The sequence below is a fragment of the Fischerella major NIES-592 genome (assembly GCF_001904645.1).
GTDB lineage: Bacteria > Cyanobacteriota > Cyanobacteriia > Cyanobacteriales > Nostocaceae > Fischerella > Fischerella thermalis.
Genome location: NZ_MRCA01000003.1, coordinates 409,329 through 434,528 on the forward strand (window position 1 = coordinate 409,329; position 25,200 = coordinate 434,528).

Sequence of the window (25,200 nt, forward strand, 5' to 3'; positions counted from 1 at the left end):
CCTCTATTTTCTTGCTCATCCCAGTGTTTAACAGGATTGGGGTATTTGTTATACTCCTTAGCACGTTAACTTAAAATTCTTGTTATTCCATGTAGCCAAGCATTTGTAGCTGAGCAATGATTTGTTGTTTTTCGTCCTCACTAATATCGCCAGTTCCTGTATTTGCTTCTTCGCCAGTAACAGTAGAAGCACCAATTTTGATTGGTTTTAAATCTAAATGAGTTTCAGTGAAGAACTCTTCAGGTACATAACCTTCAAAATCTGCGGGTACAGAAAGGCCAAGACTATACAGCAGAGCGGCTGGAACATCTACAACATTTTGGCGTTTCCCTTCATAGTTGGATTTAATTCCGTATCCTCCTGCTAGGAAAATACCGTCAGGATGATGAGTTCCTCCTGGTGTTTCACGCGGTTCAACGGCAGGTTCGTAATTTTTGATTGAGACAAAACCATAGTCGCGCAGCACTAGAGTTAAGTCAGGAGCTTCATGCATAGCCGCTCCAGAATAAACATCTTCCCGTTTATGAATTGCTTGGATAATCCTTTCGCCTGTATTTGGATCTCGGAAATTCTCCAAATCACAAATTAGTTTTTCGCGGAAGGCTTCGTATTCTGAAGGCTGAACACCTGGATCTCCTGGTTTTTCGGCTACACGGATTGTAATGCCGTTACTAGAGGGAGTACGGCAGTAAGCTAAAGTTTTATCCCAATCTAGATTGGCAAACCAACTAGATTCACGTCTATTACTGGCTTCAGAACCATCTGTTTCTTTCCATACTAAATAACCTTTTTCGTGCAAAAAGGTATTGATGCGAACTACTTCTGTTGTAGCTGTGAAGCCGTGATCTGAGGCCATAAATACCTGAGCTTCAGGGCCAGCAAGTTCCACTAGGCGCTGAATATAAGTATCTAACTTACGGAAATACTCTAGACATAGTTCCCGCATCCGTTTTTGCCAAGGGGAAGGATTAGCAGGTATCAAAGCTGGGTCGAGAAACATCCAGATTTGGTGCTGGAGTTTGTCTACGCCATCAAACAACACTGCCATTAAGTCGGGATTATCTTCTTTGAGAAGTTTCTCAGCAATCCGGAACCATTGTTCATCACGGGGGATATGATAGCGAACCCAGTTTTCTAAATCCTCATCGGTCATCACCTCCAAGGTTTGTTTTTCGCGGTCAAAGTCCCAAGCTAATTCCTTGGGATCAAAATCTGGGATTTCCTTGAGGCGATCATATAAATTACCTGGAGTTGTGTTGCGACGCAGGTGTTTCCAGGGAACAAAACCTGGTATTAAAGCTCCATTAATAGGTAGGGGTGGGGCAGTGAAAGGAAAGTTTAAAGCTACAACTGTACAATTTTGGCGGCTGGCGCTCGACCAAATAGTTTCTGTACGAATATCTCTAGCATCATACAGGGTAAAATAAACGTCCCCTGCTTTTTCTTCAGCGCGAATGAAGTCGTAGACGCCGTGATTTCCAGGAGTGCGACCTGTCATGATCGAAACCCAAGCCGGAGGAGTGAGAGGATTGGGAGTGGAAAGCAATTTTGCCCTTGCGCCGTTTTCAATAAACTGTTTCAAAAAAGGCATCGTCACACCTACATCAGGTAGGTCGCGGATCATTTCATTGATAACGGTAAAAGTTGCACCATCTAATCCAATAAATAATGTTTTTGTCATCACACCCCTCCGTTTAATTGACTAGAAACAAAATTCACAACTTGACCTAAGTTCAGGTCGTCAACATAACGACCATCCTGCATCAATAATTGAGCAAATCCGAATTTCTGCTTGAAATGGTCTTCTATGGCAACAACAAAATGGATGATATCGATAGAGGCAAAGCTAAGGTCTGCTACTAACTGGGTCTCGAGACTGATCTCATCAGATTCCAAATCCCAGTCTTGGATAATATCTTTGAGGATCTCAATAATTGTCGATTGAATTGGAGAGTCTATGGCTTGCATAAAGGTTGCTGTGAAAGAAACTTCTGATTAATTTGAGAATTTGGCAACAATTAGGAGTGCTGACAAATAGCTAATACTTCGCGATCGCTGTAACAAAGCTGGACGACAAATGATTCATTACCGTAGTTAATAGTGACCCACTGTCCATCACTGGAAACATGGGTAATTAACAACTGTGTCAGATTGCCTTGCAGTCCTGTACCTAGTGCTTGAGCAACAGCTTTCTTCGCAGACCACAGCCCGGTGATGCTACTCTGGTGTCTTTGTGGCATTTGTTGCAGTTCGGATTCACTGAAGGCAGTAGCTACTAAGCCTTCAACACACACAGAGTCAAAATGCTCGAGATCGATGCCGATGGACTTTCCTGGGTGTGCCATCGCTGCGACGACAAAACCTTGACTGTGACTAATGGCAATCTCTGGTAAAACTCCCGCCATCGTCTCCAACTCTGGACAACGGACAACAGGTTTACCTGTGGTAGTGCTGATAACTTCAATATCAATAGGGGCAAGTTCCAAATTAAAATTTTGCTTTGCCCACTGACGGACGGCATCTTTAGCAGCAATGCAACCAATCAACCAATCCGTGCGTTCTGTTCCTTTTTCTGGTAGATTGTACCAGAAAAGGCGTTCTGATTCATTGAGCATCAGATGTGCTAGAACACGTTTCCAAATACTCCAAGAATCATCCAGGAAATGTTCTGGGAAGGGTTCAATGCGTCGCACCACCATTTGTAGCCTGGGGTTTAAGTCCCAGGATGCTTGCAGCCAAGCATCTGATAAATAAGCAGTTTGGGGATGCAAGCGACATTGGTAATATCTGTGTGGTACGCTAAAGTAACGGTCTTGCCATCCTTCTAAACGAGCGATTACCCGACCTGTGGCATCAAGAAAATCAAAGCTAGCCTCAGTTTGCCACTCACTAGTAAAACGCATTAAGCCACGGCATAATACTGCACTGTTGGCCGGTAGAGGTGATACGTACTGATGAAATGCCCGTACTTGGAAGGGGAAAACATTAAAATCTGTGCCAAACTGTTCCGAAACCCAGTACCCGACTAATTGTCCAGCAGCATCAAGCAAACCTGCATCTATTTGAAAGATTGGCTGTTGGGTATTACTAAAGAAATCTTCAATGGCGATCGCTTCCAAATCAGCTTCAATTCCCTGTAAACCCCATTGGCGAATGTGCCTCACGCCTTGGAAACGTGGACCATGGAACATCCCGGTACGGTACAAATCGGCATCAGACCAACGGGAAGGTGCAGGTGTCTCGAGGTGAAAAGGCAGTGGTAATGGCGATACTGGAAATTGATTTGCCAGACGTACATTACCCTCAAATACCAAGTGCTCGATAGTGTTACCTTGCCCTACTTGGAATAGTTGTACCTTTACTTCCCAAGTTTGGGGATCTGGTTGGGGTTGCAACCGTGCTTTGATCTTGAGAGTGAGTTCGCCACGATCCAGAGCCAACCAACGATAACCGCGTAGGTCGTAAACTCCCACCACTAGCTTATCTTCACCCACGAGATAAACTGCTGCTTCCGCAAGGGTTTCCATACTAACAGTGAATGGAATCACAGGCAGGGGAAACAAGTCTAAATGCCTTTGAGATACTTGGCCGCCAATAGTGTGGTCGTAGAGAAAAATATCTCGCTGCATATCAAAGCGACGTTGGCAGTAAAGATGCTGGGCATCGTGTTCCAGGATCTCACCTAACAGCGGGAAGGTTTCATCAAAGGTGGATGGTTGCAAATCGTTGGCTTCTGGCAGTGCTAAAGACATATTGACAAAAGGAGCAATCAACCCATTGTCTACACCAGCTAGGTGAGAGTATAGCGCTGTCATCACCCGTGCTTGACTATCAAGGAATTCTTGCATTAAGTCAAAGTGGTCAAAGATAATTGACAAGCGTTGCTCTTCATCGGTATAAGATTGGTCTTCCCCTGCATTTGCATAAGTTTTTGATGTGCTAAAAGTGACTATATTTTCATCACTAATACTGTCTTTTACTACACTATTTCTCACAGATGCGGTAATAGCAACTGCATCATTCACATTTGTTGATACTACGGTTGCCACAACCGGAATCGTGCTAGATGAGTCCTTTGCTACTGGTTCTGGTCGTTTTACCACAGGTGGATTAAGTGGCGTTGGCGCGATCGCACCCACATGAGAAACAGAAATATCTTTGCTTACTTGCAATTTTTCCCGGACAGTGTTAACAAAGTCTGGTTGCAAGCGCAGAACTGGCATGGTCAGTTCTAACACAGGAGTGGACTTGTGAATTTGGCGAACTTGCGTTGTCGTATCTAGGCTGATAGGAGTAATTTGTCGATGCAAGTACAACGCCTTTGTATCTACAGGATTACCGTTGACAAACAGCCGTGCTAGCAAATGCTGAATCTGTTCCAAGCCAGATTGCCGTTGGCTGTTGCTGGCTATGGCTTGGTGTTCTTGACCGTGAAGAATATCACTGACAAAGGCAGTCAGATTACTGCTAGGCCCAACCTCAATAAAATTTTTAACTCCACTCTCATACAGCTGTAGAACTGTTTCCCGAAAGCGCACTCGACTCGACCATTGTTGGGCTGCTAACGCCCTAATCGCTTGTGGTTCCTGGGGAAAGGGAGCCGCAGTAGCACAACTGTAAAGAGGTGTGTGACCAGAACCTACATCCAAATCATTGTAGAATGCCAGGAAGGCAGTTCCCACGGGTGCAAACAAAGATGTGTGATAGGCACGATCAAAAGGCAGACGGGTACAAATACCACCTACTGCTTGCAACTTACTGGTGACTGCATCAATATCATTGACACTGCCGAACAGAACTACTTGATTTGGGCAATTATCCATTGCCACATGTAGGCGTCCATCAAACTCATCTAAAACTTGTTGCAAAACTTCAGGTGCGATCGCCCCAACTGTTAACAGTGAGCCCTTGGGAATATTGTTTGCCACCTCTAAATCTAGGTAAATCTGATTGAGGAGGCGCATTTTGGACATCAATTCCATCCGGTCAGACAAGCGGACAGTACCAGAAGCAATCAGCGCTGCATTCTCGCCTGTGCTGTGTCCCACCATGACATCGCAGTTAACGCCTAATTTACATAGCAATTCGTACAATGCCATGCTGGCAGTAAACACAGTCTCGGAAGCGACATCCATATCAAATAGTCGTCGCTGAGCATGGTGACGTTCTGTTTCCGTTAAACTTGTCGGTGGTGGAAAAATCAGCTGGCTGGGTAAATAAGCACGTCTCTGACTAAAAGTAGCGTCTAAAAAGTCAAACCACTCGCGCACTTGCGGGAAATAAAGGCACAAATCAGCCAACATCTGGGGATATTGCGACCCTTCACCAGGAAATATAAAGGCTGTCTTGCCAGGATTGGCATTGGCATCAACTTCTGCATAATAAATGCCGTTACGAGTTTGCCAGCGGCTTTTGGCAGAATTTTGTAATTTCTCAACTGCCTGACTGAGTTTTTTCTGTAATTCTGAGATATCCTTGGCGACTACAGCCAGACGATGGCAACCGACTGAGTGAGTTGACAGGGTGTAGGCAATGCTAGCGAGAGTTACTTGGGGATGATTTTGCAGTACTTGTTGGACTTGATGAATGCGTTCAATTAGTACTGAACGACTATCACCTGAGAACAACAGCAGTTCTGTAGGCCATTGCTGGTGTAGTAACTTAGTTGATTGTACAGCTTGGGTTGGGTACTCTTCTAAGACAGCATGAGCATTAATACCACCAAAGCCAAAAGAGTTGACACCTGCCCGTCTCGGTGTGGAGCGATCGCCATGAATCCAGGGTCGTGCCTGTGTATTGATATAAAAGGGAGTCTTTTCGATTTCTAGCCCAGGATTCACCTCATCACACAGCGTTGGTGGCAAGATTTTGTGGTATAGTGCCAGTGCTGTTTTGATCAGTCCTGCGGCGCCGGCGGCGGGAATACAGTGACCAATCATTGATTTCACAGAACCCAAAGCACACTTCGGTAATTGCTCCTGACGCTGACCAAAAATTTGGGTTAAGGAGCGTACCTCTGTTTGATCTCCCAAGGCGATGCCTGTACCATGGGCTTCAATCATGCCCACTGTAGTCGGGTCAACACCACTTTCTTGGTAGGCACGTTGTAGTGCCAGCACTTCCCCTTCCAGACGTGGTGCTAAAAGTCCCAAGGCTTTGCCATCACTAGAACTACCAACACCTTTGAGAACGGCATAGATGCGATCGCCATCTTTTTCAGCGTCGCGTAACCGTTTCAAAACTACAATTCCCAGACCTTCCCCCAGTAGAGTACCACTGGCTTTGCTATCAAAAGGTTTAATATCACTGCGAGACAAAGCACCCAACTGACAGAAAATCATGTTAATTTGCGGTGGGGTGGAAGCATGAACACCCCCCGCTAACACCATGTCGCAGCGATCGCTTAATAGCTCTTTCATCGCCAGTTCTACAGCAATTAAGGAAGAAGCGCAAGCTGCATCAATAATGTAATTAGGCCCCATCAAGTTGAGGCGATTCGCAATGCGGCCTGTAATTACATTCGGCACTAGTCCTGGCGCCATCTCAGCTGTAAAAGGTGGCAAGCTGGCTTTTAGCTGTTTGCGGATCTCATATAACGTATTTTCATCTAGGTCTGGATGCAATTGCGTCAGCAAATCCAAGGTCTGGTCTACAATCTGACCATGTTGCAACAGTGTATTGTAGCCCCGGTTGATGTAAGTACCACGACCCAGAATAATACCTGTTTTTTCTCGGTTAAAGGGGCGATCGATGTAGCCTGCATCTTGCAGCGCTTCCCAAGCAAGTTTGAGAGCAAGAAAGTGATCAGGTTCACCACCATCCACCGAACTGGGCATAATCCCAAATTCCAGGGGATTGAATTCAGCCAAGTCTCCTAAAAAACCACCTTTACGGGTGTAGATGCGGTCATTTGCTGTGGAATCAGGGTCAAAATAAGGCTTTGCCCATTTATCGGGTGCATCCCCAACAGCGTTAACCTGATTTAAAATGTTTTGCCAGTATGTACGCAGATCCTTAGCTCCAGGAAATAAGGCAGACATACCAACAATGGCAATGTCGTGAGATGAATTTGGCACAATCATAGGTGGCTGGCTAAACGATTTAGAGCAGTGTTGCAAGTACTCTCAATGTCCTTGAGATGGAAGCGTACATAGCCGTTTTCATCAATAAAAACAGCATCGTAATTTAGGCTGTGGTCATCAAAGCGATTAACTCGGAAGGCAATTCGTAACTGACCGTTAGGCATCGATTGCCCATAACGCTTGACGCTGCCAAATCGAGCAGGTAAAGCTGTAGTTCCTCGTTGTACTCGCGCCCAGACGATCGCTAACTGAGGAGCTACATCAATCAAGCCGGGGTCAAATAACCAATTAGCCATTGGTTGACTGTTCAACCACGCCACAGGTCGGCTAGGCATGACTTGGGCGTCAATACCCCCATCATTTAATCGATCAATGGCTGTAATTAATTGGAAACGTTGACCATGAAACAGGTACGTATCATAAGCTACAGCAGGTTGTAACTTTTCTCCGGAAGATAATGGTAAAATTTCGGTTGCTGGTGGTTCTGACCATTGCGGACGAAGAATCACAGAAGCTCGGTAAAAGGGAATATTGCGCTCTGGGTCAACGATTTCTGCTGCTACCTGTAAGGATTCAGAGTCAGCATGGCTAGAAGCACGAGCCTTAAATAAAACTTTTTTACCAACCTCTGTATCTAGTACTAAACCCCGTAAAACTCTGAGTTGGCAAACTTCGCTCACCTGCCATTCTGGCCAAGCTGACTGGACAAATTCACCGAACCACTCTAAGGCACCAGCAGCAGGGAGAACAGGTTTACCATCTAAGCGATGATCTTGTAGATAAGGGTCAGTGGCTAGGGAAAAGGTGTGTTCTAGGGTAACAGTGCCGTTGGGTTGTAGTTGCGGAGCTGAAGGTAATAAAAGGTACGGTGTATTTGCCCTGATCTGTTCCCCGTTTCTTGATTCCCAATCCTTGCTCCCCGAACTTTCGTAGGCTTCCCAAGGACCTTCCCCTGCAACTATCTCGGTTTCACCCTTGCGTCCGTAATGCAATTCCTCAAGAAAAAAATGACGACCTGCTGATAATGGGATAGGAACTATACCACGTTCTCGGAATTGACGTTTGACTTCTTCTGAAGCCATACCAGTGGTATCCCAAGGCCCCCAGTTGATGGCTACAACCCGCGTATTAGACCAAGAGCAATCCATATGCCAAGCAAAGCGATTCATCACTTCATTGGCAGCAGCATAATCAGATTGACCGCGATTGCCATAGCGTCCAGCAACGGAGCTAAACAAGACAAGCAGTTTCAGGGATTCTGGTCTGAGATAACGGTACAACAAAAACGTACTGTCTGCTTTGGTGTCAAAAACACGCTCCAAAGATGCAAAGTTTTTGTCAGCAATGAGCTTGTCTTCGATGATACCAGCACCATGAATAACCGCATCTAAGCGACCGTAACGAGTATAAATACTGTTAATCGCAGAACCAAACTCTTCCCCATTTCTCACATCCACTGCTAGATACTCTACCTGAGCGCCAGCTTGGCGAAATTGTTGGAGATTATTGGCAATGGCGCGATCGCGTAACAAGTCTTGCAGTTGCCGCTCTATCTGTATTGGGGTGGGGGTCAAACCTTGTGTCCGCGCTCTTTGCAGTAAGACTCGCCGCAGTACAGTGATATCTTCAATACCTGCTGTATCAGGTGTTTCTGCTACTGGCTCTGCGGCTCGTCCTGTAATCACCAGCTTTAAGCCGGATTGTGCCAAATCATTCACATTTTCAGCAGTAATTCCCCTAGCTCCACCTGTTACTAATACTACCCAATCTCTGGTTGGTGTTAATGGTGCAGGTGGATTTTCCCTCGCCAATTTTGCTGTAACTGTTTGGAAAATCGTCCGTTTCCCCTGGGGATAGCCGACTTCCAAACGACCACCACTGAGTACTTCTTTGACAATGTGTTCGGCGATGCTAACAGGAGATAGACTGTTGTCAAAGTCAATGGCTTTGGCTCGAACACCAGGCCACTCTGTTACCAGGGTTTTGAGGAAACCAGTGTTACTACCACCAGTGGGTAAGCCAGAAATACCTTGACCCTGGCGACCGAAATATCCTCCTAGTAAAGAAGCCGCCACTACACAACCCATTTGTTGTTGCCCTGCTTGTTGCAAATCAGCGGCACACAGATGCAGTAATTGAAATAGACTCTTGCAGTGAATCTGGGTGATTTGCCGCCACTCAGTCAGAGTTTCCGGTAGTTCAAGGGCAGCTAAGGGAGCGAGATGTATAATTCCGGTGACAGAACCGTGAATTTGCCTAACACGTGCGATCGCCTGTTCTAGTTTTTCTGGTTCAGCTAAGGTAGAGGTGTTGAGGATAGCTGTAGTAGCTCCTTTTTGTTGCAATGCTGCGGCAACATGGGAAGCTGCGGATAGTCCATCTTCTGTAATCAAGAACAAGCCTGTCAGCGAAACAAGCTGTCGTGAGGGCAAAGCTTCTACCTGTGCTTGCATTACGTAGCGTGGGATACTTGCAACTGGGCTGGAGGCTTTCCCAGGCCATTCTCCTGTGCTGAGATTGCCAGAACTTGCTCAACAATACTATTGAGAGATTTCACACGGGTCAAACTTTCCATGCGTGCTTGCACACTAGTTGCTAGGGACTGAGGCAAACTTTTTTGCAGCGCACCCAGAATTTCCACTCGCTTAATCGAATCAATACCCAATTCTGCTTCTAAATCTTGGTCTAATCCCAACATATCTGTGGGATAACCGGTGCGATCGCTCACTAGTTGCAACAGAGTCTGAGTGAGTTTGGTTTGATTTAGCGATTCACCGACCGGTGCAGACGAGATATTTGCAGCTGTGACTGTGTTGGTAACGGTAGCCGCAGCCGTAGGTTGGAGATTTTCTAAGATTTTATCGACAATGCCATTGAGAGATTTGACCCTGGTCAACTGCTCCATTTGCTGACGGACACTATCTGCAAGGCTGGCTGGTAAAGCTTGGTTGAGCGCTCCCAATATTTCGACTCGCTTGATTGAGTCAATACCTAGTTCTGCTTCCATATCTTGGTCAAGTCCCAACATATCTGCGGGATAACCTGTACGTTCACTGACCAGTCCTAATAAGGTCTGAGTTAAACTAGCACGATCTGGCAAGGACTGGGTAGTAGCTGGGGGTGCTGGTACTTGTTTAACAACCATCTCCTGTACAGGCGGCGCTGACGCTGGTTGAGGAATCAGGGGTTGGGGTGCAACTGGTATTTGCTCTTGTTTGTTGTTGGGTGTTAGGGTTGGGGCAGAACCATTTTTTGGCTGAACAACTACAGGTTGCGGAGCAGGTGGCAGATGATTTTCTGGTTGTCTGCGGGGTGGTAAGGGAGTGGTAGCAGGTGTAGGTGCGTTTGCCAATGGTGTAGCTAGTAGCTGGCTCATCACCTGTTCTTGGACTGCCAAGAATTTACGCATAGTTTCTTGGTAAGCCTGATAGGCTTGCAAAATACCTGCTCCCATTGCTTGCTGAGCTGGGTTCGCAGGTACAGGGAGAGGCGAGGAATTGCCATTTAAGCTCTTGCCGTTAGCTGGGGTGGATGATGTAGCTGGTTGATTCATGGGGATTTCTGGCTTTTTTGATACAAGGTGAGTGTGAGGCTGTGGTTTTGGTGTTGGTTGTTCTTGTATAGGTACTGGCTGGGTTGGGGGTTGACTTAATTCGGGTAATCGTGCGATCAGAGCAGCAGTTTCTTGATTTAAAGGTGGTAGTTTACCTGTGTAACCAACTGGCTGGTTTTGTGGTCTGGCACTACCACCGTTAATTAACCAACCTGTTGGAGGTAAAGCAGGTTTGCGTGTTAACTCGACCAATTTAGCTAGGTTGAGGTTTTGGACATCACGACCATCAAATAAAGCTGTTAACTTGATGTGAACACCACGAACGAACAATGTACCCAAAGCTATCAATAAACCACGCAATCCCCCACCTTGCCCATCTAAAGAAACAGCAGTGTGTTCTTTTTGTGCCAGGATTTGAGCGACCAGATTAGTTAGGACATGCTTTGGCCCGAGTTCTACGAAAATCCGCGCTCCATCGGCATACATCGCATTAATTTGCCCCAAAAACTCTACTGGGTTGAGTAATTGCTTGGATAACTGGCTACGGATGTCATTAATATTCGAGCCGTAGGGGCGACCTGTGGAGTTAGCATAAACAGGGATGCGGGGAGAGTGCATGGTGACGGTGGAAATAGGCGCTGCGAGAGCGGCTTGGGCGGATGCCACCAAAGCGGAGTGAAAAGCACCAGAAACTGGCAACATCCGGGCTGTAATTCCAGCAGCGTTTAAACTATCTACCACCTGTTGCACAACCTGTTTATCTCCAGAAATCACCGACTGACGGGGAGCATTTTGGTTAGCAATCACTACTCCCTCAAAATTCTGGAGGCGTAAGAGCAAATCTTCGCGGCTAGTCTGGACTGCGGCCATGGCTCCTACGGAAGTCGCACAGGCTTCTGCCATCACCCGTCCTCTAGTTGCAGCCAAGTTAAAAAAGTCTTCTCTGGATAAAACTCCCGCAGCGTGCAGGGCTGTGTACTCGCCAAAACTGTGTCCACCAACCATGACGGGCTTCAGTTCTAGCCTGGCTGCCAAATCTATCAAACCTGTTTCCACTGCCCCAATTGCTGGCTGGGCAATCCGGGTATCCATCAGCTGTTTGTAGTTTTGCTTTTCTTCGTCTTCGCTGTAAGGGCTGGGTGGATAAACATATTGGCTAAGTAACTTGGGAAAACACTGGCGTAGCTGACGGTCTGCAAACTCGAAAGTACCACGTATTTCGTTAAAATATAGCCCTGTTTCCCGAGCCATACCAGAATATTGCGACCCTTGTCCTGGGAACAAAAAGGCTACCTGTTGATTGGCTTGAGGATCTGCCATCCCAAACTGAATATGAGGTGGTAAGGTTTGGGATTGACGACCTTCTAGGTGGGCGATCGCGATTTCCAGATCTATTCGTAACTGTGACAAACTCTCAGCCACAATCGCCAAGCAAGCGCTCTGATTCTGACGTGCTTGGGCGCGTTGAGCAAAACTGTGAGCAAGATCCTGTAAACGTGGTTCTGCACCATTACTGAGGGCTGTCAGCAGTGATTTGGCTTCTTGAGCTAAAGCCGCACGGTTTTCGGCACGGAATACCAATAACTCGTGCGGCCAGGTATCAGCACCTGGGGCAGTAGCTTGCCAGTTACCTCGATATTCTTCTAGAACAGCGTGGAAATTTGTGCCACCAAAACCAAAGGCACTTACACCAGCGCGACGGGGGTGATCGGGATGAGCTAACCAGGGTTGGGCTTCTTTAGGTAGATACACCGGGCTTTCACCATCTATGATTGGGTCGAGGGGTGTATCAACATTCATATGGGGGGGTTTGACTTTGTGGTGCAGTGCCAAGACGGCTTTAATCACACCCGCAATCCCCGCTGTACTCTTAGTATGACCGATGGAGGTTTTCACTGAGCCGATCGCACAGGATTTGGGATGAGCTTGATATTCTTTCAGGACGCTGATCACAGTTTCTAACTCTGCTTTATCACCTGCTGGTGTACCTGTACCGTGAGCTTCGTATAGTCCTAAGGTATTGGGTGAAAAGCCAGCTTTGTTGTAGGCGCGTCTCAAAGCCCGCATTTGCCCAGCAGGTAAGGGAGCTGTCATCCCCAAAGCTTTACCATCACTGGAACTGGCGACGGCTTTGATGACTCCGTAAATGCGATCACCATCTCTTTCGGCATCAGCTAGGCGTTTGAGTACAACGACGGCAATACCTTCGCTAATGGCAATGCCATCTGCTGTTTTGTCGAAGGTGCGCGATCTACCGCGTGGTGAAAGAGCCTGGGTTTTACTAAAGCAGAAATAGGCAAAGGGACTCTGAACGGTGTCAACTCCACCAGCGATCGCTACATTACTACGTCCACTTTCGAGTTCTTTAACTGCTAAATCCAAGGCTGCTAAGGAAGAAGCACAAGCAGCATCGACTGTGAAGTTGTGACCACCGAAGTCAAAACGATTGGCAACTCGACCTGCAATCACGTTCAACAACAAACCAGGGAATGATTCTTCTGTCCATTCTGGTAAACGATCCCAAACCTCTGGTGTAGTTTTACCAACCATCCGGGGTATTTCACAACGAGTAGCATATTGCTGACCCAAATCTGCAATGCCGCCACCTGCCCCCAGAATTACAGAGGTATGTTCGCGATCAAAGTTACCCGACCCATAGCCAGCATCTTCTAAGGCTCGCCGCACTGTCTCTAGTGCCAGCAGCTGCACTGGTTCAATGGATTTTAAAGATTTGGGTGGAATACCAAAACGCAGCGGGTCAAAGGGTACATCTTCTAAGAATCCACCCCACTTAGAATAAACTTTATCTCTGGCGTTACGGTCAGGATTGTAGTAGAGCCGCCAGTCCCAACGCTGGGCAGGAATTTCTGTAATTGCATCGACTTTGCGGAGAATGTTGTTCCAGAAGGTTTCGGGATACTGAGCTTGGGGTAATAATGTCCCTATACCAATAATGGCGATATCTGAGGGGCGGGTTGTGACTTCTTGTTCTCTATCTTGTTCAACGAACGCAGATATTAACAGCTTAGTACCAATCTCCGATACATTTTGGTGTAATTCTCGCACAGTACAAACTTGATCGCGGAGAGTGGCGACTTGCCCGATCATATACATGCCATCAGTCAGTTGTTGTGCTTCGTCTACTGTTTGTACCTGACCATCTGGTGTACGTTGCAATCCTTTGGAGGCAATTCGCAAGCGTCCTAAAGTCAAATCCTCTAAGGTGTCTTTGATTTCCTCTGGAGGACTGCCTGCTGCCATCATTTGTCGTCGTGTAGCGTAGAATTCTTGGGCAAAGGGAGTGAAGACACAACGACTAGCATGTCCCGGCCCGGTTTCTAAGTTAATGGTGCGGCTACATGACAGGGCTTGTTCTTGAAATTTCTGGACGATCGCACCACAAGCAACAGCTTCTTGGGTAAATAAATATGCTGTACCCATAAGGACGCCTATCCGCATCCCTCGTTCTACTAAAGGTGCAGCCATTGCAGCAATCATGGCTGCGGAACGGGCATCGTGAATCCCACCGGCAAATAGCACATGTATCTCTGATTCTGTACCCGGTGGTGCATCTGCTAATAGGGTGGCGATCATGCTTTCCCAGAGAACAAAACTACTCAACGGACCAACATGACCACCACACTCGCGACCTTCAAATACAAACCGTCTTGCCCCTTGTTCTAGAAACATTTTTAGTAGGCGTGGGGCTGGAACATGGATGTAGGTGGCGATTCCTTCGGCTTCAAAATGAGCTGCTTGATCGGGACGTCCACCTGCAATTAAGGCAAAGGGAGGTTTGAATTCTTTTACGGCTTGGATTTGTTCTTCACGCAATGCGTGAGATACAAAACCCAGCATCCCGATACCCCAAGCTCGATTGCCCATTAATTGCTGGGTTTTTTGCAGTAAGCTGCGTACTTGCGAACCACGCATCAGCGCCAAGGCTAACATTGGCAGTCCTCCGGCTTGGGAAACTGCATTAGCAAACTCTGCGGTATCGCTCACCCGTGTCATTGGCCCTTGGACAATCGGATATTGAGTGCCGTGGGAAGCTGCTAAAGGTGCATTGGCATCTAAGGGACGTAGTTGTTGGGCTGTTTTGAGTTGTTCTTGACTTTGTTTGAGTAATGCTTGAATCAGTTTGCCAATTGTGGGGTAGCGATCGCGAAATGTTGCTGCTAATCCTACAGCTTGTCCCATGGGCCAAGCGAGTTTTCCTGGTTCACCCCAACCTATTAATGGTTGCGCTTGTTGTTGCCAATTTTGCACACTATCTGCTGAACCGTCGTTTGCAACTTCTATTTGGTCGGCAAGTTGTTGTAAGTTAGTAATTACTTGAAATCCCGGACGGGACAGGACACGACAACCAGCATTGAGCCTTTCACCCAATAATATTGCTTCTTGTCCGTTGAGGTTACTGAGATGGCGTTGCCATTCCTGTGGCAGGGGTGATTCTGGCATGAGCCATAATTGGTCATCCAATATGACACCAGCAGCTCCCGCCGCGCGGCAAGCTGCTGCTGTGTGAATGCCAATTCCACCTTGGACGTAAACTGGGCGTGACTGAATGCTCAACAGTTTCTGCAATAAGATGAAGGCGGAGTCTTCACCTACCCAACCTCCGCCTTCATGTCCACGAGCAATTAAGCCATCAATATTTATATTCTCTAGTTGAGTATCTAAAGCTTGAGCTTGTTCGATGTCTGTAATTTCTAGTAGGAGTTTACGCGATCGCCCCGTTGGCAGTGATGCTACAGTTTCTACTAGTGTCTTGGCATTCCACCCACATAGGATTAGCCAATGAGGTTGATGACTCAGACGTTTTAAAAGTGCATGACTAGAAGCAATTTGAGTAGCTGATAAACGTATTCCTACAGATTGACCAGGATTAGTTAAAGCCAGTAATTTATCTAAATTATTACTTGCTTGTTTTGGATCATGACAAAATTCTCTATCTAGAATACCAATGCCACCTGCACGGGTAGTAGCAACAGCTATACCAGGATGAGCAAGGTTAATAGGACTTACAGAGAAACAGATAAATTGACTCATAGTATATATTTACAGGATGAGCAAGTACTGATAGAAATCACCGAAAAATAGATAAATTGTTTTATAGGCATTGCATACTTACACTCCTGAGCAAAATGTGAATTCCGTAGCATTAAATATCAACATGTTGCTCAACCATGTGTCTTAACTCAAAGTGAAGTAGCTTTATTTAAGAACACAATTTCAGCCTAAAAATTTTTGGTTGCAACCTGATTGATGCTACTAAAGCATGATTTTGGATATATACAACAGACTGAGGTAGAAGCACTTACCTGTATATAAAAATGTTAAAATAGATACTTTTTAACTTAAAAATTACATATATTAAGTTTTTTTTTTTACTTCGGTGATTGTCCAATTTATAGAATTTTTTGATTACATTGTCAATTAATTTCACAGAAGCTTTATACAATTTTAGTCATATATAAATTTTTACTTTGACTCAAAAATTGAATAGGGAATCTCTGTAAAATTCAATACGATACGATTACTGATTTTTAGGAAGCAAAATAACATTACATTTAAAAATCTAGATAAATCATACCGTATAAATACTTTTATATATAAAAAGCTCTCCTTTTAAAAGTAGTTTTTTTTCTCGTGTAAATACTTAAAGAAAACTTTACTAAAACTAAAAAATTTAAACAACGGTTTGAGGGTATAGTATATGCTATTACTGAAATCTAGTTTTTAAAGTATGTGTGATCTTTTTGTCAAAATATCTTTAAAATCTTAGGTGTTGGTAAATCTACAGCACAAAGTATTGAAAGCTACCAAAATATTAAACCTGCTGAAATAACCCCAAGGATTAGGTAATGAATCAGCCAGTTAACAATAATGGTATGGCAATAAGTAAACTTCAACACTCCGGTGTCACTGTGTGGTTTACCGGCTTGAGTGGTGCAGGCAAGACCACAATTAGCAGCGCTTTAGAGAAAGTGTTGCTTTCCCAGGGCTACAAGGTGGAAGTTCTAGATGGAGACGTAGTGCGCCAAAACTTAACTAAGGGTTTGGGCTTCAGCAAGGAAGATCGAGATGAAAATGTTCGCCGCGTGGGTTTTGTTGCTAGTCTATTGTCTCGTAATGGTGTAATTGTACTGGTTTCGGCTATTTCACCCTATCGAAATATTCGGGAACAGATGCGGCAGCGTATTGACAACTTTGTTGAAGTTTATGTGAATGCGCCGCTAGATGTATGTGAGCGCAGAGATGTCAAAGGACTTTATCAAAAAGCTCGTTCTGGGCAAATTAAGAATTTTACTGGGATTGATGACCCCTATGAACCACCATTAAATGCAGACATAGAGTGTAGAACTGACTTAGAAAGCTTAGAAGAAAGTGTATCTAAAGTTTTGGCGAAGCTAGAAGAGAGGGGTTATGTACAAGTTTACTCCCAGCATCAAACGGTTGAAGCAAGATGAACCAACATTTACAACTGAGCAAGAGCAGTTACAGCTTGGTGCTGCTTTGGCAAAGGAAGGACGTTATGATGAAGCTTTGGCAGAACTAACAAAAGTTCTAGAAACTAATTCCAACTCAGTTCATGCTCATTTAGCTGTAGGCAATATCTATCTCACACAAAAGCATTACCAAGAGGCTTTGCATCATTTTTTGGCAGTGATGTTGTTAGATCCTCTCATGCCTGAAGCTCCACTAAATGCTGGACGTGTTTATCTAAAACAGGGTAAGCTGAGCCATGCTTTGGAACAGTTTGAGAATGTTCTCAATTTAGATCCTAAGTCTGCACCAGCTCAGGTGGGTATTGCTCAAGTGTGTATAGAACAAAAGCAATATGATGCTGCTGTACAGAGATTGAAATTTGCTTTGAGCTTAGATCCTGAAATGTCCTTGGCTCACTTGCTGATGGCAGAAGCATATAAAAATAAAGGGAAGATATCAGAAGCTGTCATGGAACTCAAGACTGCTCTGAGCTTGAACTCTAAATTTGTGCTTGCTTATATTAAGTTGGGCCGTATTTACTTAGAACAAGAGGAATACACAGCCGCTAAAGATGCATTTGAAGCAGCCATTAAACTCAACCCAGCTATACCCGCGGCTCGGTTGGGGTTGGCAGAGACTTTGATTCAAGAAAATAAATTAAAAGAAGCTGGTGAGGTGATCAGTAATCTTGCCAAACATCAACGGCGAGAAGGTTGATTTTATTTCTTGCACCAATGTCAGTAAGCCTTAAATCCTACTAGAACTCAAGTTCTAGGCTAATAGCTCAACTCCATTAAAATGGAGTAAAGTTCCTTGGTCGTCTTATACACGAAGACTTTCCTTATCAGCCTGAGGTTTGAACCTCAGGTAGTTTATTACCAAACACAGATAGCAAACCTCTACTCAATACATGCTTATTAGTATTGTCTTTGTATATCTTCATTTTTTTTAACTAAATCTTTGCGGTTTTAACTTCGGAATCAATGAACCCAGCACTGCTGGGTTATTTTTTTGCTGGAGAGTGATTACTATGGTTGTGCGTTTGCGTAGCGTCTCCTACGGAGCATAGCTTTCTATACTTATGGTGGTAGCTGCATGTTTGAATCGAGTCCTTTGTAGGCTCCGCTTTGAGAGGGTTTTCCGGTTACTTATTGTTTTCGGGCGATCGCTTCTCCAATAACATAACGTTTTTGTAGATTTACTATAGCAGTTTACTATTGAGTGGAATACACTCAAATTATGCGATCGCATCAGACGTGTTAATAGCTTTCAGCTTTCTTAGAATATCTAAGAAGGATAAACTTCATTTTCGCCAAATTCTCATTCACTAAAGATGTCATAAGTTTAATTACCATATAATTTTAGTAAGACTATGTTTCACGAGGATTTAATAACTGTGCGTGATGATTTAAAAGGTTTAGACATAAGTCTAAGCGAACTACAATATTTAACAAATTTACCTGTTAATGATGAACTAGTAATTATTATTAATCCTATCAAGCAAACACTACAAAGTTTTATACAAAAAGCAAAAGGACCAGAAGGAGCCACTATAATTTTTCTCGGAATCACTATATTAGTCGTTAGTTATCTTGTATTTGATATACTTGCTAAAAGTCTTATAATTGGTACATTTCTTCCATCTTGGATTTTATTGATTGCATTTGTTGGTGTGGGTGCTGCTATTACACAGTTGATATTGTATCTAATTTGGAAACAGAAAAAGAAGCTAGTCAAAACTAACATTACACCTTCCCTTGAGATGCTATTGATTGATGTTGATAGATATAATGCTGTTATTAAGGCAATAGATATCAACGACCAAATAGAAGCAGCCGGTAATCTAGGAGTAACCATCAAAGAAAGAAGTAAGGTTATCGAAGCATTACAACTTACAAAAGCTGATCTGATACGTGCTTTAAAGACAGAGAGAATTTTGCGAGAAAATCGGAAATTTATTATTAGTAACTCGGAACTATTTATGAATAACTTGGCAACTTTAACAGCAATGCAAGTACCAGAACAAGCTAGTGAACATGGAAAATTATTAAATGAAGCTTTACAAATTGCCTTGGATGTTCAACATGAAATGAGACGTTTACAGAACCAGCATTAAAATTGATACATCTAGACAAACTGCTTCGTAGTTAACGCTACATAACCAAGTATTAAGTGTTAAATATAATGCCAACTAATATCTGAGGTTAGTGTTAATTTTTTCCATTTATTTCTGAGAAAAATCAATATCCTTGTTATGAAATATAGGAAAGCTAATTTATGGTTTTGCACCAGATTTTTTTGTGAATTAACTCTCCTATTTTCCTGTTTGCTTTATTGTTCTCTGTAGATGGAAATGAAGAACCTTGGATCGTTAGGGAGCATCTATGAAAAATAATGAAGGTGATCGCGGTAGTGGCAGATTTGATTGCTAACCAGCTAAACCATACTCCATCTAGACATCCATGATGGTAAAGGCTATTCCTTGGGAAGCAACAGGATTTTATTTTGGCATTTTGGCAACAGTTCGGACTCGATAAAAAGTAAAGTAAGTGAGCAATCGGTTCTTGCACAAAATTAGCGCGAATTGTAAAAAATTCCTCCCCTGCTTAGCCACAGGGGTATTTTATTGGGAATACATTGAAATAACAATTACATTCTGAGATTAATGCGTGGAATCTTATCAAATTAATTTGCTTTTACCATAAAATATTTAAGTGCGAAATGAAATTTATTAGACAAATCATCAGTTATTTTTGGCATTTTGGCAGATATATACATTTAAAAACGGATATTGTAGAGAAATCATAAATCAAGTGCAAGAGTGTCAAACTACAGGATTCCCGGAGATTAATCCGGGAATTTTTATCTTTAATTAACACCAAAAAAAACAGCAGATTGCAGAAAGCATGAAGTTCAGCACCTTCTCCTGATCAAGAAAACGTATCAGGAAGTTAATATAATCAAGCTATCATCAGTATATAAGTACTAGTTATGTTTAGTAGCTCAGGATTAGATCACACTCAGCGCTAGCACATCTTCAGCTCAGTTTCTAAAATAATTCTTACGAGTCTTACGAGTAAAGCGATCGCATGATCGTCTAGACAGTGCTATCGAATGATCATACATATAGTTATACACTTTATTTACCCAGCGTATGGAATCTTCTCAACGATTTAAAATAAAACAGTGTTAACTAAATTTATATAGAATTAGCTAGGGATCGCCTATCAGCATGGAATGGAAAGAAATCTCTGGTAACTGGGTATTGATTCCTGGAAAGCCCACAGGTATAATTCATTTCCTCGGTGGTGCATTTGTTGCCACCGCACCCCATATTACATACCGTTTGTTATTGGAAAACATAGCAGAAAAAGGCTTTGTTATTGTAGCCACACCTTTTATAAATACTCTAGATCATACAGCGATCGCCCAACAGACCCTGCTCAATTTTGAACGTACTTTACTACGCTTAGAAGACAGAGGGATGTTAGGCAAAAAATACCTTCCTATTTATGGAATCGGACACAGCATGGGATGCAAGTTGCATTTACTGATTGGTAGTCTTTTCCCGGTAGAACGTGCAGGTAATATCCTCATTTCTTTTAACAATTATGCAGCACGAGATGCAATTCCTTTGATAGAGCAGTTCAACTCTACATTTCAGTCTAATTCCAGCTTTGCTGTTGAGTTTACCCCTTCACCCTTGGAAACCAAACAACTCATCCAGGAAAAATATAGTGTCCGTCGTAACTTATTAATTAAATTTAACAATGATACGATTGACCAATCAGCGTCCCTGGCTGAACTTTTGCAAAACCGCTTTCCAGAAATGGTGACAACACAAATACTCCCAGGAAATCACCTCACGCCTTTGGGACAAGATGTGAAATGGCAAACAGGTAAAGATTTTAATCCCTTGGATGCGATCGGACAATGGTTAAAACAAGAAGTATATCGTGATCTACAGCAACTAAAACGCACCATACTTTTTTGGCTTAATCCGTTGTCGTCACCGCTATAATTAGCTATTTGAAGTTTACTAATTGCAAACCACCCCATACATGCTAAAGAGGGGAGTGTCAGGGGTGTGAGAAGTATGTAGACGTGCTTTGCGCGGTAAGCCAGTGCGGTCTTGGGGGATTCGGGGTTTTCCCCATGGGCGTAAGCGTGAACCCGTAGACGCACTCATAGGCTTCTCGTAGGGTGGAGAGTGAGGAGTAACAGGAGGTTTGAGAAGAAATAGGATAGTTACTGGTACTCCCTGTCTCCTACACTTTATCCTCTATCCCCTGTCTTCTGCCTTCTATTTGAGCCTATGTTTCAAATTCTAGTAATTGACGATGACCCAGCAGTACGGATATTGCTGAAAAGAATGCTGGAAAGACAGGGTTATGAAGTAGTTGCTGTCAGCAACGGTGAGGAAGGAATTAAACAGGCGTGTACTGGTGATCCAGCGTTAATTATTTGTGATTGGATTATGCCAGGAATGAGTGGACTAGAAGTTTGCCAACGCATCAAAGCAGATCCAAAATTATCCACTACATTTTTCATTCTTTTAACATCTCTCGATTCAGTTGCCGATCGCGTTAAAGGTTTAGATGCTGGCGCTGATGATTTTATCACCAAACCGATCGAGCATAATGAATTGCAAGCACGGGTAAGAGCGGGATTGCGCCTGCATCACTTAAGTCGAGATTTGCAAAATCAAAAGCTTATTTTAGAAGCAGAATTGGCAGAAGCAGCCGAATATGTGCGCTCGCTGTTACCTCCTCCCATGACCAAACCATTTAGTATTGATTTTTGCTTTATTCCCTCACGGCAACTAGGCGGTGATTGTTTGGATTATTACTGGCTTGACCCTGATTATCTGGCAATTTACTTATTAGATACTGCCGGGCATGGGCTGAGAGCAACTCTACCTTCAATTTCTGTACTTAATTTACTGCGATCGCGCGCGCTTAAAAATCTTAATTACTACCAACCCAGTGAAGTCTTAAAGGCATTAAATGATACTTTTCAGATGAATTACCAAAATGATAAATACTTTACAATTTGGTACGGTGTTTATAACCGTGTCCAGCGTCAATTAATCTATTCTAGCGCTGGTCATCCACCTGCAATTTTATTATCTCCTAAATCAACGAATTCTGCTGAAGTTAAACTTTTGAGAACCCCTGGTATGCCAGTCGGAATGTTTCCACAAGTCAAATATGTTGATGGTTTTTGCAGTATCGAAGAAAATAGCACTCTTTATATTTTTAGTGACGGGGTTTACGAAATCACCAAATCCGATGGCACACTTTGGGGTTTGGATGCTTTTATCAAAATGTTGGTTGGGTTAAAGCATCCTCAAAATTGCCAACTTAACCAAATAGTCAACCAATTGATGGCTGTCAATTCCCAAGAAGTTTTCGATGATGATTTATCTATACTACAAATGAAATTTGATTAGATGTTTAAATTCAAAAATATTAACTAATTTTCATTAGTAATTAGATTAAAAATAATAGATAAAAATATAATTTTTCCCTAAAATTCATTGGTAAATTGATTGACATCATCTTGATTATTAATAGATCTATGAAATTCATCTTGATTGGTAAAAATTTCAATAACCTTATCAATGCCTGTTAATTGAAATACGATTCTGACTTGTTCATTAATAGAACATATGGCTAGTCTGGTATTAGCTGCTCGCAAAGCTTTAAATGCTAAGACCAAAGCACCAAGACCAGAACTATCCATAAATGTTACTTCTTTGAAATCAACTAATACAGTCTTGACACCGCTTTCTAGCTCTGCGGTAATTTTATCGCGAAACTCTTGTGATTTAGTAGAATCCAGAATTCCGTCTATTTGAATAACTTTGACTGAATTATTCATCATTTCCTACTACTGGAATAATGTCCTAAATTTAGCATGACATCTCCAAGTATAATTGCTAATACCATTTGTTGCCATATCCAAAATATTTAGACTATAATTTTTGCCTAGTTAACTGTAGGTTACGTTGCTGCATCATACATACAACATCTGATTCACATTTATTTAGTATTCCCAAAAATTCTCACATCTTAAACAGTGGGTATATATTTTCTTCGTTGGAATAAGCAAAGAACTAACACTTAATAAACAACTCTTCATTCATAAGGGACTAACCTTGGCTCGATAAAGTAACTTGTCCCCTTGGCGATAACCTATGTAGCGTACCCTAACAATATCTCCTGGTTGTGCAATACCATCCATCAATTGATGCAACAGGGGATCATAGGGTAGTTCTGCTCCTACAGATGCGATCGCTTCTATTCCCCACTGCTGCAAAAGTCTTTCTAGGGGTTTTTCTACCAACGGAATAATGTTGACAGCACTCAACTGGGGATTTTCTCGCGCTTTGTGGGCTGCTGTGGGAAATTGCAATAACAAAGATTCCAGCAGTTGTAAATTTGACTGCTGGAACTCTTGCTGCAAAGTTAAACGCTGCTGTTGTAGTTGTAATTGCAGGCGATCGTACTCTGTTTTTAAATCTGTGATTTGTTGCAATAATTCTTGAGGTGGTGTGGCTTTATTGGGTAATAATTCTTGCCCAGAAAAATTTGCCACTAATTCCTGTAATGATATTTGGAGTGCTTGCGACAGCTTGAGCAGCACATCTAGGCGCATCTGCTCGACTCCTAGCCGCCGCAGCCGCAAAATTTGTCGTTCGGAAACGCCAGCAGTACGACTGAGTGTCTTATAACTCAAAATGCCCACTCGTTGCATTAAATCTTGTAACTTTTGGGTGAAATCAGTTTGGGGCATTTTCACATACTAGTTGGTAGTTGGTAGTTAGTAGTTAGTAGTTAGTAGTTGGTAGTTATCTGGTGAACTACCCACACTGTACCGTCAGGTTAGTGTGGGCTTCCAACTTCACAGAAGATTGCTGCATCTTGGACTTACGGCGATATAGTTAACGACGGCATTGCTGAATCAAGATATGAATTTACAATTCACGGGTATGACCAGACGTAGCATTGCTACGTCTCTACTACAAAAATGTATGCAAACATAATTGATGACCAAATTCAGCAACGCCTTAACGACTATCAACTAATAACTGATCACTGTACGGGCGTAGACACGCTCATAGGCTCCTCGTAGGATATACCCCTACCCACTAACTACTAACTATTAACTATTCTTCCAGTAAACTTCTCAACATCCAAGCAGTTTTTTCATGCACTTGCATCCGTTGAGTTAATAAGTCGGCTGTGGGTTCGTCGTTTACTTCTTCTACTATGGGGAAAATAGACCTTGCAGTCCGTACGACGGCTTCTTGTCCTTCTACTAGTAAGCGAATCATATCCGTAGCTTTAGGTACTCCGGAGGTTTCTGGTATTGAACTGAGTTGAGCAAATTCGCTATAGGTTCCTGGCGCTGGATAACCAAGCGCTCTAATACGTTCAGCAATTAGATCAACTGCCATAGCTAATTCTGTATACTGCTGCTCAAACATGAGATGTAATGTTTGGAACATTGGCCCAGTGACGTTCCAATGAAAATTATGGGTTTTCAGATACAAAGTGTACGTATCAGCTAGTAAACGAGACAATCCTTCAGCTATTTTTGCTCTATTGGTTTCGTCAATACCAATGTTTACTGGTAGAGATTGCATAGTTTTCTCCTGGTTATAGTTGATGGTTGTTTGTCATTGGTCATTTGTTGATGCCAATGACAAATTACTAAGGATAAATGACTTTTATGCCAAATGCTTCATTAGTACACTCTTGGGTGCTTTGCGGACTCGGGCTAAAATTGTTTCTTTGCCTAAACGTTGACAAGCTTCATAACGATGGCAGCCAGAAAAGCCGTAGTATTGTCCATCTACTTCTATAACGTCTATCGGTTCTTGCTGCCCGATTTCACGAATTGATTCCATCAAGGCTTGCACTTTGTTGGGATCGTTTTGGCGTGGCAAGGGTCGCCTAATCTGATTTAAAGGTATTTCTTGGACTCTTACCATAGTTACTATCTCTCGCTTACCTATATAAATCATACTCGTTATGAGTTTATATTGCAAGTGGATTGTTAAAAGAG

General features: G+C 43.2%; 14 protein-coding genes. 5 read left to right on the forward strand and 9 right to left on the reverse strand.

The annotated features are described in order from the left end of the window. Window positions 1–82 precede the first annotated feature (82 nt). From NIES592_RS09105 to NIES592_RS09125, 5 genes are read right to left on the reverse strand one after another with little or no spacing between them, the layout of a single operon-like run. Window positions 83–1,681 (reverse strand): alkaline phosphatase family protein, encoded by a 1,599-nt coding sequence (locus NIES592_RS09105; protein ID WP_073555558.1) that lies wholly within the window; start codon window positions 1,679–1,681, stop codon window positions 83–85. Next, entirely contained in the window at window positions 1,681–1,968 is a 288-nt protein-coding gene (locus NIES592_RS09110; protein ID WP_062245740.1) for a phosphopantetheine-binding protein, read from the reverse strand. The genes NIES592_RS09105 and NIES592_RS09110 overlap by 1 nt, the downstream gene beginning before the upstream one ends. A gap of 50 nt (window positions 1,969–2,018) precedes the next feature. After that, entirely contained in the window at window positions 2,019–7,082 is a 5,064-nt protein-coding gene (locus NIES592_RS09115; protein ID WP_073555559.1) for a type I polyketide synthase, read from the reverse strand. Beyond that, the gene (locus tag NIES592_RS09120; protein ID WP_073555560.1) at window positions 7,079–9,535 is read right to left on the reverse strand and encodes an SDR family NAD(P)-dependent oxidoreductase; all 2,457 of its coding nucleotides are present in this window, start codon (window positions 9,533–9,535) and stop codon (window positions 7,079–7,081) included. Before NIES592_RS09120 ends, NIES592_RS09115 begins: the two co-directional genes overlap by 4 nt. Continuing rightward, window positions 9,535–15,687: a type I polyketide synthase gene (locus NIES592_RS09125; protein ID WP_073555561.1), complete on the reverse strand. Its 6,153-nt coding sequence runs from the start codon at window positions 15,685–15,687 to the stop codon at window positions 9,535–9,537. Before NIES592_RS09125 ends, NIES592_RS09120 begins: the two co-directional genes overlap by 1 nt. 815 nt (window positions 15,688–16,502) lie before the next feature. On the opposite strand from NIES592_RS09125, the gene cysC reads away from it, so the two are divergent. From cysC to NIES592_RS09150, 5 genes are all read left to right on the forward strand, one after another. After that, window positions 16,503–17,108, forward strand: coding sequence for an adenylyl-sulfate kinase (cysC, locus tag NIES592_RS09130; RefSeq protein ID WP_073555562.1), 606 nt, complete (start codon window positions 16,503–16,505; stop codon window positions 17,106–17,108). Next, complete coding sequence (locus tag NIES592_RS09135; RefSeq protein ID WP_073555563.1) at window positions 17,065–17,844, forward strand: tetratricopeptide repeat protein; 780 nt, start codon at window positions 17,065–17,067, stop codon at window positions 17,842–17,844. Before cysC ends, NIES592_RS09135 begins: the two co-directional genes overlap by 44 nt. A gap of 655 nt (window positions 17,845–18,499) precedes the next feature. After that, window positions 18,500–19,243, forward strand: a complete 744-nt coding sequence (locus NIES592_RS09140) for a hypothetical protein (RefSeq protein WP_073555564.1) — start codon at window positions 18,500–18,502, stop codon at window positions 19,241–19,243. Between the two features lie 1,116 nt (window positions 19,244–20,359). Beyond that, window positions 20,360–21,148: a DUF1350 family protein gene (locus NIES592_RS09145; protein WP_062245730.1), complete on the forward strand. Its 789-nt coding sequence runs from the start codon at window positions 20,360–20,362 to the stop codon at window positions 21,146–21,148. Window positions 21,149–21,442: 294 nt separating this feature from the next. Continuing rightward, a complete protein-coding gene (locus NIES592_RS09150; protein WP_073555565.1) occupies window positions 21,443–22,579 on the forward strand; it encodes a PP2C family protein-serine/threonine phosphatase in 1,137 nt (378 codons plus the stop codon). A gap of 77 nt (window positions 22,580–22,656) precedes the next feature. On the opposite strand, the gene NIES592_RS09155 is transcribed toward NIES592_RS09150, so the two are convergent. From NIES592_RS09155 to NIES592_RS09170, 4 genes are all read right to left on the reverse strand, one after another. Further along, a complete protein-coding gene (locus tag NIES592_RS09155) occupies window positions 22,657–23,010 on the reverse strand; it encodes an STAS domain-containing protein (protein ID WP_009756779.1) in 354 nt (117 codons plus the stop codon). A gap of 261 nt (window positions 23,011–23,271) precedes the next feature. After that, window positions 23,272–23,925 carry a nucleotide exchange factor GrpE gene (gene grpE / locus NIES592_RS09160; protein ID WP_062245726.1) on the reverse strand — a complete coding sequence of 218 codons (654 nt, stop codon included), beginning with the start codon at window positions 23,923–23,925 and terminating at the stop codon, window positions 23,272–23,274. A gap of 373 nt (window positions 23,926–24,298) precedes the next feature. Beyond that, window positions 24,299–24,778 (reverse strand): Dps family protein, encoded by a 480-nt coding sequence (locus NIES592_RS09165; protein ID WP_062245724.1) that lies wholly within the window; start codon window positions 24,776–24,778, stop codon window positions 24,299–24,301. 84 nt (window positions 24,779–24,862) lie between these two features. Beyond that, window positions 24,863–25,126, reverse strand: coding sequence for a ParB N-terminal domain-containing protein (locus NIES592_RS09170; protein ID WP_016872129.1), 264 nt, complete (start codon window positions 25,124–25,126; stop codon window positions 24,863–24,865). Between the last annotated feature and the right edge of the window lie 74 nt (window positions 25,127–25,200).